The 11,672-nt window shown below is 39.4% G+C and carries 14 protein-coding genes; 8 read left to right on the forward strand and 6 right to left on the reverse strand.

Annotation, left to right across the window (positions count from 1 at the left end; all coding sequences use genetic code 11):
* Genes gspH through L0668_RS04850 form a run of 7 tightly spaced genes read left to right on the forward strand, consistent with a single transcriptional unit; the run spans position 1 to position 5,212 of the window.
* Positions 1 to 624 (forward strand): type II secretion system minor pseudopilin GspH, encoded by a 624-nt coding sequence (gene gspH / locus L0668_RS04820; protein ID WP_268820182.1) that lies wholly within the window; start codon positions 1 to 3, stop codon positions 622 to 624.
* Positions 614 to 1,009, forward strand: a complete 396-nt coding sequence (gene gspI / locus L0668_RS04825; RefSeq protein WP_235310945.1) for a type II secretion system minor pseudopilin GspI — start codon at positions 614 to 616, stop codon at positions 1,007 to 1,009. Before gspH ends, gspI begins: the two co-directional genes overlap by 11 nt.
* Before the next feature lie 3 nt (positions 1,010 to 1,012).
* A complete protein-coding gene (gspJ, locus tag L0668_RS04830; protein ID WP_235310946.1) occupies positions 1,013 to 1,645 on the forward strand; it encodes a type II secretion system minor pseudopilin GspJ in 633 nt (210 codons plus the stop codon).
* Positions 1,642 to 2,730 (forward strand): type II secretion system minor pseudopilin GspK, encoded by a 1,089-nt coding sequence (gspK, locus tag L0668_RS04835; protein ID WP_235310947.1) that lies wholly within the window; start codon positions 1,642 to 1,644, stop codon positions 2,728 to 2,730. Before gspJ ends, gspK begins: the two co-directional genes overlap by 4 nt.
* A 49-nt stretch (positions 2,731 to 2,779) precedes the next feature.
* Positions 2,780 to 3,985: a type II secretion system protein GspL gene (gspL, locus tag L0668_RS04840; RefSeq protein ID WP_235310948.1), complete on the forward strand. Its 1,206-nt coding sequence runs from the start codon at positions 2,780 to 2,782 to the stop codon at positions 3,983 to 3,985.
* A gap of 1 nt (position 3,986) precedes the next feature.
* Complete coding sequence (locus L0668_RS04845; RefSeq protein WP_235310949.1) at positions 3,987 to 4,466, forward strand: type II secretion system protein M; 480 nt, start codon at positions 3,987 to 3,989, stop codon at positions 4,464 to 4,466.
* Positions 4,463 to 5,212 (forward strand): type II secretion system protein N, encoded by a 750-nt coding sequence (locus L0668_RS04850; RefSeq protein ID WP_235310950.1) that lies wholly within the window; start codon positions 4,463 to 4,465, stop codon positions 5,210 to 5,212. The genes L0668_RS04845 and L0668_RS04850 overlap by 4 nt, the downstream gene beginning before the upstream one ends.
* A gap of 13 nt (positions 5,213 to 5,225) precedes the next feature.
* Here L0668_RS04850 and L0668_RS04855 read toward each other — a convergent pair whose 3' ends face one another.
* From L0668_RS04855 to ilvC, 3 genes are all read right to left on the reverse strand, one after another.
* On the reverse strand, positions 5,226 to 5,555 hold the full coding sequence (locus L0668_RS04855) for a hypothetical protein (RefSeq protein WP_235310951.1): 330 nt from the start codon (positions 5,553 to 5,555) through the stop codon (positions 5,226 to 5,228).
* A 266-nt stretch (positions 5,556 to 5,821) separates the two neighbouring features.
* Entirely contained in the window at positions 5,822 to 6,079 is a 258-nt protein-coding gene (locus tag L0668_RS04860) for a DUF3081 domain-containing protein (RefSeq protein ID WP_235310952.1), read from the reverse strand.
* A 144-nt stretch (positions 6,080 to 6,223) separates the two neighbouring features.
* Complete coding sequence (gene ilvC, locus L0668_RS04865; RefSeq protein WP_235310953.1) at positions 6,224 to 7,705, reverse strand: ketol-acid reductoisomerase; 1,482 nt, start codon at positions 7,703 to 7,705, stop codon at positions 6,224 to 6,226.
* A gap of 144 nt (positions 7,706 to 7,849) precedes the next feature.
* Between ilvC and ilvY the strand changes: the two genes are divergently transcribed.
* Entirely contained in the window at positions 7,850 to 8,704 is an 855-nt protein-coding gene (gene ilvY / locus L0668_RS04870) for an HTH-type transcriptional activator IlvY (RefSeq protein WP_235310954.1), read from the forward strand.
* Between the two features lie 84 nt (positions 8,705 to 8,788).
* Here the strand turns inward: ilvY and L0668_RS04875 are convergent, their stop codons facing one another.
* From L0668_RS04875 to L0668_RS04885, 3 genes are all read right to left on the reverse strand, one after another.
* On the reverse strand, positions 8,789 to 9,175 hold the full coding sequence (locus tag L0668_RS04875; protein ID WP_235311220.1) for a VOC family protein: 387 nt from the start codon (positions 9,173 to 9,175) through the stop codon (positions 8,789 to 8,791).
* Between the two features lie 201 nt (positions 9,176 to 9,376).
* Entirely contained in the window at positions 9,377 to 10,891 is a 1,515-nt protein-coding gene (locus tag L0668_RS04880) for a YifB family Mg chelatase-like AAA ATPase (RefSeq protein WP_235310955.1), read from the reverse strand.
* Positions 10,892 to 10,952: 61 nt separating this feature from the next.
* A complete protein-coding gene (locus L0668_RS04885; RefSeq protein ID WP_235310956.1) occupies positions 10,953 to 11,582 on the reverse strand; it encodes a trimeric intracellular cation channel family protein in 630 nt (209 codons plus the stop codon).
* Between the last annotated feature and the right edge of the window lie 90 nt (positions 11,583 to 11,672).

The following is an 11,672-nucleotide window of genomic DNA, read 5'->3' on the forward strand; positions in this document are numbered from 1 at the left end:
TTGCAAACTTGCCCAAAACTAACCATAGCCCGCGGATTTACTTTAATAGAGATCATGGTGGTGCTGTTTATTATGGGCATTGCAGCCAGTACTGTGGTGTTAAGTTTTTCTGGGCAAAACAATGCTGAATTACTGAAAAAACAAACTCAAAGATTAGAAGTGGTTTTTAATATGGCGTCAGATTACGCGGTATTAAATCAAAGGCAACTCGGTTTACGAATCGAACAAAAAACCAATAGTTATTATTTTATGCTATTGGATGAAAATGAAGAATGGGTCAAGCTAAGTATCGATAAAACCTTTGATGAGCACTTACTTCCAGAATCATTTAGTTTAGAGTTATCTCTCACAGATTTACCTTGGGACACAGAAGACAACTTGTTTAGCACAGAAGTGTTTGACGAAGAGTTATCCTTAGATGACGATGAAACCCAAATTGGTGATGAGGAAGAAAAAAAACTACCACCTCCTCAGGTGTTTATTTTTTCAAGCGGTGAGATCACGCCATTTTCAGTGACATTAAGTTATGAGCCTGAGTTTTCTAATGACCAGCCTGTATATTACCGCATCAATGGTCAAGACAGCATCCCCCTATTAAGAGATGGGCCATTAGATGAGCTTTAATTCTCAAAATTACTCAAGCTTACGCACAAAATTAGGTTTAACCTTAATTGAAGTAATGGTCGCTTTAGTTATTTTCGCTTTGGTTGCGTCAGCTATTGTTAAAGCTGCCGGAGATAATTTAGGTGGTGTTGGACAAATTGAAAACATCACCTTTGCTACTTGGGTAGCCAATAACCGTTTAACTCACTTGCATCTAGATAAAACTTGGCCAGTTGAAAACAACCAATCAGGCTCAGAAGATATGGCCGGTAGAACTTGGTATTGGCAACAAAAGGTTGAAAAAACTAACGATAAAGACATGGTGTTGGTGGAAGTTACCGTGGGTACAGACAAGGCGTTAATCAATTCCGTTACCACTATTACTGGGTTTATTTCTAAAAATTAACCTATGAATAAACCTAAACTAACTAACCCATCCGGTTTTACCCTAATTGAAATATTAGTGGCTATGGCTATTTTCAGTTTAATTGGTTTAGCCAGTGCTGGTGTGGTTAATCAAGTCATTGAAAGTGACAACCTTTCTAAGCAACGCATTGGTCAGCTAGAAGTATTACAAAGAGCCATGCTTACAATCGAGCGGGATATAATGCAGGCCATGCCGCGATCTACTCGAGTCGAGGGTGAGTTAAACGACACAGTGTTAGTCGCTGGTGAAAATGTCTTAGAAAGCGAAACCGACGGTATGGGGTTTGTGCGGGCCGGTTGGCATAATCCTCAATTAATATTACCTAGAAGCACCTTGCAAGCTGTGGGTTATCGTTTACAAGAAAAACAATTACAGCGTTTATACGGTAATTATGTAGACAATGTGATTGGTTATGAGCCTAAAGTTAGAGTGTTACTGACAGACATTGAAGATTTTCAGGTGACATTTTTAACGGATTTAAAAAATTTAGATGAACCTAAATCTTGGGAAGAAGAGTACGCTAAAAACTCTCTACCTATCGCTGTTTCTATCACCATAGTCAGTACTACTTTTGGTGAAATTCACCGTGACTTTATGTTGGCCAATGCTTTATGAGTAATAGTCTTAAAACAACTCCAACTAAAAATCTTAAATCCCAAAAAGGTGTGGCCTTAATCATAGTGCTTTTAATCGTGGCAATTGTGAGTGTGTTAGCCACTAAAATGGGCAGCCGATTACAGTTACAAGTTAAACGTGCATCTAACATCAAAGAAAATAACCAAGCTTATTGGTACGCCATGGGGGCAGAACAATATGCTAAAAAATCTTTAACAGAATTATTTAGTAAAGAAAAAGTCATTCATCTTAATCAGCCTTGGAATCAAGAGTTTACCTTTCCTATTGAAGGTGGAGGTATTCAAGCCCAACTAATTGATTTGCAATCTTGCTTCAATTTAAATGCTTTGGGAGTGACTAGTCAAAGTGCTGGAGCGGGATCTAATCGAATTTCTTCACCTAATGGCAACTCAACTGCAGCAAGCCCATCTCCGAATCCTACGCCAACAGCCACACTAAAAGATGAATTAAAAGAGCGTTTAAACGTATTTGAACAACTTGTCATAGGTATTGATGCAGAAATCCCTTCCTATAATATCGAAATTATGCGTGATTCTTTGGCTGACTGGTTAGATAAAGATAGTCGTGTAACAGGTTTAGGTGCTGAGGATAACGAATACGAAAGTCGTCAATTTCCCTATATGGCGGCTAATGCATTAATGGTGCACGAGTCGGAATTACGTTTAGTCAATGGGGTAGAAGCTAGTTGGTTACCGAAAGTATTAGAATTAGTGTGTGTTATCCCTAATGATGATAGCCTAAAAATAAACGTGAATACTGTATCTGAAGAAAATGTGAGTATAATTGCTGCTATGACTGGTATGGATATAAGCCAAGCACAATCAGCCATTTCCGCCAGAGGGGAAAAGGGTTTTCAACAAGCTTCAGAATTTTTGGATACACCTGAAGTAAAAGCCGTCACCTTAAATGACAATCAAAAACAATGGTTTGATGTCACAACATCACATTTTATATTGCATACCAAAACCAAGTACAATAATGCCACTTTTGCTATGCAAACCGTTTTTAAGATAGAAGACGGCAAGAAAGTTAGCGTTATTAGGCGGGAGTTTAGCGGCTTTTGAAAAAAATTAATTTAATCATCCACTATCATTTGCAAGGCAATGAGACGTTATGGAACAGTTAGTAGTGCGCTTAGGCGCCAATTCAGATGAAGTGATTCATTGGATCGTATGGTCAGAACAAGAAGATGAAATCATTGCATCGGGAGAACTTGCCGGCGCAAAAGAGTTAGAGACTTTGTCTTCTCGAGCAGGTAGTAGGCCCATAATCACTCTAGTGCCAACCAGTGATGTTTTATTGAAATGGGTAGCCTTACCAGCTAAAGCAGGGCGTAAGGCAATTGCAGCTATCCCTTATATGTTAGAAGAAGAAATAAGCGGTGATATCAACCAACAATTTTTTGCTTTGGGGCCTAAAGAAGGTAATCAACAAGCCGTTGCTATTGTCAATAAAGACAAATTAAAAACTTGGTTGAACACTATTCAAGAAGCAGGGTTAGTCTGTAATTTAATGTTGCCAGATGTGCTTGCTTTACCCACCGATATCGATGCATGGAACATGTTAGAGCTAGGCCAACAGTTATTGGTACGTCAAGATAGTTGGGCTGGCTTACAAGGTGAAACGTCTTGGTTAACTCAGGCCATCAAACATCAAACCCGCCAAGTGGTAAAAAACGAAGGGCAAAGCTTAAACTTAAATAATCATTCGGCCCTAGACTTAAATGATGTCGATGGTTTGTCAGTTAATAGTATGCCGTTAGAATTACCCATGAAAGTGTTGGCCCAAGGGGCGCTAGCTTCAAAATTTAACTTGTTACAGGGTGAATTTAAAGTAAAAAATCAATCTAGTGGAAATTGGAAAAAGTGGCGATTAGCCGCGGCTTTGGCCGTTATTGCTCTATTCACTAGTTTGATTGATAAAAGTTTAGAGTTAAACCGTATCGACACTGAACTGGCTAATTTAAAGACTCAAATAGACGGCGAATATAAACGTGCGTTTCCTAATGCAGGTGCCTACCGTAATTTAAAAACCACTATGCAGCGCAAGATGAAAGAACTTGAACAGGGAGGCGGTGGTAGCTCGGTATTGTTGATTTTGAATCAACTTAAACCTGCATTCGAAGCTTCAAAAATTAAACCACAAACCTTACGTTTTGACAGCAAACGTTCAGAATTACGTTTGCAGGCGGTGGCTAATAATTTTGAAGCGTTAGATACCTTTAAAAAGCAAGCTGAAGCCCAAGGTTTTGTGGTGGAACAAGGCGCGATTAATCAAAAAGACAATCAAGTGATCGGCTCATTGTCGATTAGGAGTTAAGGTGGAAAAACTTAAAAGTACGTTTCAACAACTTAATCCCCGTGAACGTTTGTTAGTCTCTATTTCAGCCGTTTTTTTAGTGATCGCTTTGTTTTATTGGGTAGTTTGGTCGCCGTTAAATACCTCTATTGAACGAGGGCAAAAAAGTCTGACTAGTCAGCAATCATTATTGGTTTGGGTAAAAAAGAACAGTAATCGTGCGATTCAGTTACAGGGTTCTGGTGGTAATAAAAGCCAGTTTTCAGGCTCTTTACCGCAAGCTGTCAATCAATCTGCTAGCCGCTTAAAAATTAAAATCTCTCGTATGCAGCCACAAGGTGACGAATTACAAGTATGGGTAGACCAAGCACCTTTCAACGATGTGTTAAGTTGGTTGCAGGCTTTAGAAAAAACAGGGATCCATATTTTAGATATCGATATTGCTGAAGCTGGTGAGCCAGGCCAAGTTAAGATCAGGCGTTTAAAATTAGGAAAATCATGAAGTCTATTTTAAAGTGGTTTTTTGCATGTTTTATTATCTATTGCGTTTTTTTAGTGGTGAAATTACCCGCTGTACACGTATTGGCAAAGTTGAACTTGCCAACACAACTTCAAATTAGTGGTGTATCAGGCACCATTTGGAATGGCCAAGCTCAATCCATTAGTTTTCAAGGTTTACCTATTGAAAATGTTAAATGGTCTTTATCAGTCTTACCTTTATTAGTTGGTGATATAAGCGCTGAGATCAAAGGTGGTAATGTTCGTCAAGCTGATCAAATATCGATTAGTGGTCAATTAAAAGTATCTGCAAGTCAAATCCAAGCAAATAGCTTACAAACTTATTTACCGGCTGATTTAGTCATGATGATGTTACCGTTGCCTATGCCCGTTCAGGCAGAAGGTCGGTTTAAAGTAGAGTTGACCGAACTAAATTATGACTTAACCACAGGTTGCCAAGTGATTGATGGTAAAGGTCAGTGGTTAAACGCTAAAGTGGCGGGTGTGGGAAAAACTATTGATTTAGGTAACTTTGATGCCACTTTAGGTTGTGAAAACAATGAAACCCTAATTAAAGTAAAAGAGCCCAATAGTTTTGGTTTAACGGCTCAAGTCAATCTACCCGCCAATATGAAATTTAAAGTGAATGGTCGCTTTAAACCAGCTGCCAGCTTACCCAAAGAAGTGCATCAAGCAGCCCTGTTTTTTGGTAACAAAGGCAACGACGGCTATTACCCAATTAAGTTTTAATTGGGTAACACCATTAACATACCCTAAGTTTGGGGGCCGGATGTTGATTCTCTACTATGTCCACATTTCTAGTGGATTTTAAGCCATTTTTAATTCTGTCATAGCTGATATTCTGCATACCAATGGATTGGCAAAATTTATAAATAGCCATAAAGTCATCTTTTTGTAAGTCTTCATTATTAGCTGACAAATGAGAGTCAATGTACATTTGGTCTCCGTTAGCTGTCAGGCTAGCAACGGCAGAATATGGATCACCATGGTTTTTAACTTTAATGGCTTTAACCATTTTTATTTCAAAAATCCAGTCATCTATTTGAGTTATTTTGGTTATAGATTTGCGCATTGTGACCTTAATAAAATTAAAAATATAGGTAATGAACGAGCATTTGCAATTCATAGGCCAATCTAGTAATTGTTAATTTTAAAGGCTTGTAGCGGCATAATAGTTATTAGTCTGTATGAATTTAGCCACACTGTGAGCTAGGGGCTCAAATTAACTATGGGGTTTGTCTAAAAAACAGCCTGATTGCTTAGCGTTTTCTCTGCAAGCCTTAATATAACTGTTATCTTAGCTTGTATCTTTTTGCATACACTAAGGGTAATCAATCCTTAATAGCTGTTGACTATACTTTGTAGTTTTTTCTGAAAAGATTCGAAATGGTCACTTGATTCATAGTCGAAATTGTATTGGTTATGAAAGCCAAAACTTAATTTCACTAGGGCATCTTCCAAAAAGATGGTGTAACCATCAAAATCTGTATAGGCAATAACACCTTCTAAAAGATATTTTTGATCTTCTTGTTTGCCATGTCGGCGGATTTTTTCAAAAGCTGCCAATATGAACTTACTATCAATATCGTTTTTCATGTCATGACCTTTTTATTAAGATTCTATTATTTTTAATATACAGTATGGAGGTAGAAAATGATCACAAAATACACTGCAACAAAAAAGCCCAGCTATATAGCTGGGCTTAGAATTTTGGTGCTTAAAGCTAACTAAATGCGAGCATTAAGCTTCAACGATAGCTTTCATGTCAGTCATGTAACCACGTAAGGTAGCACCGATAGTTTCAACACCACTTGTACGGATAGCTTGATTGATATCAACTAACTTTTTGTTATCTACGCTGTTTGAAGCTGTGGTGAAAGGTTTACCGATTAAATCAGTACCGATATTAGGCATTAATTTTTCACGTAAAATTGGTACCGCAGCATTAGCGAATAAGTAGTTACCGTATTCCGCTGTATCAGAGATAACCACGTTCATTTCGTATAAACGCTTACGAGCAATAGTGTTAGAAATTAACGGAGTTTCGTGTAGTGATTCGTAGTAAGCAGACTCTGGTAAAATACCTGCTTCAACCATAACATCAAATGCTAGCTCAACACCGGCTTTGATCATAGCAACTAAGAATACACCGTTGTCGAAGTATTCTTGCTCGTCGATAGTACCTGAGAACTCTGGTGCATTTTCAAAACCTGTTTCGCCGGTTTCTTCACGCCATTTAAGTAAGTTAGCGTCGCCATTTGCCCAGTCTTCCATCATAGTGCGAGAGAACTCACCACAGATGATGTCGTCTTGGTGTTTACCGAATAAATCACCTAACAATACTTTTAATTCGTCAGCTAGTTCGTAAGCTTTGATTTTTGCTGGGTTAGATAAACGATCCATCATGTTAGTTACGCCACCGATTTTAAGTGCTTCGGTAATAGTTTCTAAACCATCTTGGATTAATTTACCTGCGTAACCTGGGTCGATGCCGTCAGCCACCATTTTTTCGTAACCTAAGATAGCAGCCACTTGTTGCATGCCACATAAGATAGTTTGCTCACCCATAAGGTCAGATTTAACTTCAGCAACAAAAGAAGACTCAAGAACACCTGCACGGTCGCCACCAGTAGCAGAAGCTAATGCCTTAGCGATATCCCAGCCTTGACCTTTAGGGTCATTTTCTGGGTGTACAGCGATAAGGGTCGGTACACCAAATCCACGTTTGTATTCTTCACGTACTTCAGTACCTGGGCACTTAGGTGCACACATAACAACAGTTAGGTCAGAACGGATTTGCTGGCCTTCTTCAACAATGTTGAAACCATGTGAATAACCTAAAGTTGCACCTTGTTGCATTAATGGCATAACCGCTTCAACAACACTTGAGTGTTGCTTGTCTGGAGTAAGGTTATAAACGATATCAGCAGTTGGAATAAGATCTTGGTAAGTGCCTACAGTGAAACCATTGTCACTAGCACGTTGGAAAGAATCACGCTTTTCGTCGATAGCAGCTTGGCGTAGAGCATAAGAAATGTCTAAGCCAGAGTCGCGCATGTTCAAACCTTGGTTTAAACCTTGCGCACCACAACCAACTATGACAATTTTTTTGCCTTTTAAGAAATCACACCCAGAAGCAAATTCTGAACGTTGCATAAAACGACAGCGACCTAATTGGTCTAATTGCTGGCGTAGCGATAATGTATTGAAATAATTAGCCATGTCTAATCCTTAGTTTATTAAACGTTGAAATAGTGCAAATTCAAGATGAAATTGCGATGGCCGGATAATAGGTAAAAACGGGTGTTGTTTAAAATGATATATTTGCAATATAATGTTTCATAAATTGCAATGCAGGGGTTTTTAATGGATATTCGTAGCCTAGAACTGTTCCAACATTTGGCAAACAGTTTACATTTTAGTAAAACTGCAGAAGCTTTATTTGTTAGCCCTTCTACCTTGAGTCGCACTATTCAAAGGTTAGAAGAAGAATGTGCTACACCCTTATTTGTGCGTGATAATCGTAAAGTTAAACTCACCGCTGCTGGCACTAAGTTGTTAGGCTTTAGTCAACAAACCCTCACTGAATGGAAAAAAGTGAAATTAGAGCTGAAACAAGATCACCAACAATTACAAGGTGAGTTAAGTTTGTTTTGTTCTGTGACCGCAAGCCAAAGTCATTTACCAAACTTGTTAGATAATTTTAGACACAAGTATCCGCAAGTTGAGATTAAGTTAAGTACTGGCGATCCGGCTTGGTCTGCCAGTAAAGTCATGCAACAAGAAGTCGATGCCTCTATTGCTATCCATACCCCAGATTTCCCAAAAGAATTAAAGTTCTTACCACTAGATGAAATACCTTTGGTACTGATTGCAGCTAAAGAATTACAACTAAATCGACTCAATCAAGTAGATTGGCGTGACCACTCTTTTATATTGCCAGAATCAGGTCCCTCCAAACGTATTGTGCACCACTGGTTTGCCGAGCAAGGTATTCGCCCCAGAGTGTATGCCACAGTGGCTGGAAACGAAGCAATTGTGAGCATGGTGGCACTAGGCTGTGGTTTAGGCATAGTGCCTAGTGTGGTGTTAGACAATTCAACTGTTGGGCAAAGAGTCAGCCGTATAGTGTTAGATGATATTGAACCTTACCAGTTAGGTTTATGTTGTTTACAGGCAAGAGCGAATGAACCAGCAATAAAAGCATTAATGAGTGTGTGATGTCGATGCTTGTTTCTTTAATCGACAGTTCTGTCCTCAATAGATATAAAGGGCAAGCCCTCTATATCTATTCGTAAATTAGGGTTATTGCACCATACAAAAGGCATTGAGTTTGTTGCCATCTATATCTCTAAAGTAGCCAGCGTAAAAACCTGATGTTGAATCATCTGGCCTAAATCCAGGTTTACCTTCGCAGGTACCTCCTAGCTCTAAAGCTTTGTTGTAAAAATCTTTTACTTGTGTTGGTGTTTCTAAGTAGACTGCCACCATGGTGCCATTACCAACAGATGCTGGCTGCTGATTAAACGGAACGCTTACAGCAATTGAAGGTTCATTATCTCCTTTTGACCAAGCAATAAAGTACCCTGCCTCTTCCATAAAACGTTTGGCACCAATAGTGCCAAGTAATGCATCGTAAAACGCGGCAGATTTAGTTAAATCTGCCGTTCCTAAAGTCACATAACCAATCATCATAATCTCCATTTAGTTGTTAAATATTGTTAATAACCTTGTTTGCTATTGGCAATTTCGCTGCAAAATTACAGTCTAAAAAATCAATCAGCCAACGCACAAATAGATAATATAACCGACATCCTGACTGAATCCGTCAGTAGTGTTTTTAAATATTGAATTAAAAGTGATATTAATAGGTGTCGCGCCATAAAATATAAATTAATTATTCGTTAGCTGCGCTAGCATGCGGTCAAAGGCTCGATAATTGAGTGCTTCGGCTAAATGTGGTCTTTGGATATTTGTTTGATGGGCTAAATCGGCAATAGTGCGAGCGACTTTTAATACTCTGTGGTAAGTGCGCAGTGACAAACCTAAATGTTCAACCGCATGTTGTAAAAATTGTTTATCATCTTTATTTAACTCACAGAATGTTTGTACTTCTTTACTGCCTAAGTGTGCATTAGTTTTGCCAGCGCGTTTGAGTTGAATATGATAAGCCTTAACCACTCTTTGGCGCACAACTTGGCTGCTTTCACCTCTTGCGGTTACTTGTTCTGAAAATTCATTAGTAGGTAATTTAGGTACATCTACTTGTAGATCTATCCTGTCCAAGAACGGCCCGGATATGCGATTGAGATAACGTAAAACTTGTTCAGATGAAGAACGGCCATCTTGCAAGCTGCCGGTTGGGCTAGGATTCATGGCTGCTACTAATTGAAATTGAGCTGGAAATTCAGCTTGTCGAGCTGCCCGAGAAATATTGACTACACCGGATTCCAGAGGTTCGCGTAATACGTCTAACACTTTACGATCAAACTCTGGTAATTCGTCTAAAAATAATACCCCATTGTGAGCTAAGCTAATTTCTCCTGGCCTAGGTATGCTACCGCCCCCCACTAAAGCTACTGCAGAGGAAGTGTGGTGGGGGTGTCGAAATGCCCTTTGTTTCCAAGTTCTTGGATCAACCGGTTTACCTACAATGGAGTGAATAGCTGCGCTAGCAAGTGCTTCTTCGTCTGTCATGTCGGGTAAAATAGTGATTAGACGACTAGCTAACATGGTTTTGCCGGTTCCAGGGGGGCCTGTAAAAAGTAGGTTATGAGACCCAGCCGCGGCTATTTCTAAAGCGCGCTTTCCGGCACTTTGGCCTACCACATCTTGCAAATCTTGCTCGTATTCGGCGGCTTGATTAGTGACTAAGCTATCGAAAAGGTTAAGGCTATTCTGACCAGAGATATGGTTATAGACCTCTAACAACTGCATAACCGGAATAATTTGGGCTTGTTTTATGAGTGAAGCCTCCGCTGCATTATCTCTAGGCAGAATGATTTTTCGATTAGCTTGAGCGGTGGCATAAGCAAAAGGTAATGCGCCTTTTATACTGCGAATTTCCCCAGACAATGCCAGTTCGCCGGCAAATTCAAATTGTTTGAGTTGTGGCGCTGGAATGTTAAGAGTGGCAGCTATGATTCCTATAGCTATGGCTAAATCAAAACGCCCTCCTTCTTTAGGTAAATCTGCCGGCGCTAAGTTTACCGTAATTCTTTTGGCAGGAAATTCGAAGCCAGAGTTAATTATTGCACTACGCACCCTGTCTTTGGCTTCACGTACAGAGGCTTCAGGTAAACCAACTAGATTAAAACAAGGTAGGCCGTTGGCTAAATGTACTTCGACTGTGATAAGTGGTGCGTCTATACCCACACTGGCTCGTGAATAAACTATGGCTAATGACACAGCGCAACTCCATTTGCATATAGGAAACTATAAAGTTAGTTAAAACCTGCAAAATAGCGAGTTATTCGTCGGTGATCTTGTCATGGGGGTTAAATACAGGCAATGCCCAGCCCCATTTCATAGCCGCTAATCTAAGGCTTAGTGTTAATGAAAATGCCACAAACATAGCAACAGGAATACTTGAACCAAATGTTGAACATAATATGTATCCGGCGCCTCCTAAAATACAGGTTGTGGCGTATAGCTCACCTTTTAGAACAAGGGGAATTTCACGACAAATTACATCGCGGATCAGGCCGCCAAATACACCTGTCATAGTGCCTAATATAATGGCAATAAAAGGTGAGGCACCATAGGTCAGGGCTTTTTGTAATCCCATTACATTAAAAAATGCCAGCCCAATGGCATCGGCAAATAACAAATATTTTAACGGAAAGGTTTCTTTGCGACGTAACCATAAAATAGTGACAGCCGCTGCTGCTGTGATGACATAAAAGAAACTAGGATCTTGTACCCAAAAAACCGGTAAATCTAAAATCATATCCCGTAAAGTGCCACCTCCTACAGCTGTAACCGATGCCAAAACCACTACACCAAAGCCATCCATGTGTTTTTTGTACGCCATGAGTGTTCCGGCAATTGCAAATACCGCAACGCCAGCCAGATCAATCCAATGTAACCAATAAAGCATATTTTGTTTTCAGTCCGTTTAAACTATAAATTCTTTAATGAATTTACTGCTAAAATGTGGAATAAATAAAGTTTACATATCGTATAACAA

The organism is Paraglaciecola algarum (assembly GCF_021532655.1).
Lineage (GTDB): Bacteria > Pseudomonadota > Gammaproteobacteria > Enterobacterales > Alteromonadaceae > Paraglaciecola > Paraglaciecola algarum.

What these genes read in the sequence shown, in the direction of transcription:
- gspK (WP_235310947.1), top strand. Translation starts at nt 1,642, where the DNA reads ATGAGTAATAGTCTTAAAACAACTCCAACTAAAAATCTTAAATCCCAA.
- L0668_RS04875 (WP_235311220.1), bottom strand. Translation starts at nt 9,175, where the DNA reads ATGATTGGTTATGTGACTTTAGGAACGGCAGATTTAACTAAATCTGCC.
- L0668_RS04885 (WP_235310956.1), bottom strand. Translation starts at nt 11,582, where the DNA reads ATGCTTTATTGGTTACATTGGATTGATCTGGCTGGCGTTGCGGTATTT.
- L0668_RS04850 (WP_235310950.1), top strand. Translation starts at nt 4,463, where the DNA reads ATGAAGTCTATTTTAAAGTGGTTTTTTGCATGTTTTATTATCTATTGC.
- gspI (WP_235310945.1), top strand. Translation starts at nt 614, where the DNA reads ATGAGCTTTAATTCTCAAAATTACTCAAGCTTACGCACAAAATTAGGT.
- ilvY (WP_235310954.1), top strand. Translation starts at nt 7,850, where the DNA reads ATGGATATTCGTAGCCTAGAACTGTTCCAACATTTGGCAAACAGTTTA.
- L0668_RS04855 (WP_235310951.1), bottom strand. Translation starts at nt 5,555, where the DNA reads ATGCGCAAATCTATAACCAAAATAACTCAAATAGATGACTGGATTTTT.
- ilvC (WP_235310953.1), bottom strand. Translation starts at nt 7,705, where the DNA reads ATGGCTAATTATTTCAATACATTATCGCTACGCCAGCAATTAGACCAA.
- L0668_RS04860 (WP_235310952.1), bottom strand. Translation starts at nt 6,079, where the DNA reads ATGAAAAACGATATTGATAGTAAGTTCATATTGGCAGCTTTTGAAAAA.
- gspJ (WP_235310946.1), top strand. Translation starts at nt 1,013, where the DNA reads ATGAATAAACCTAAACTAACTAACCCATCCGGTTTTACCCTAATTGAA.
- gspL (WP_235310948.1), top strand. Translation starts at nt 2,780, where the DNA reads ATGGAACAGTTAGTAGTGCGCTTAGGCGCCAATTCAGATGAAGTGATT.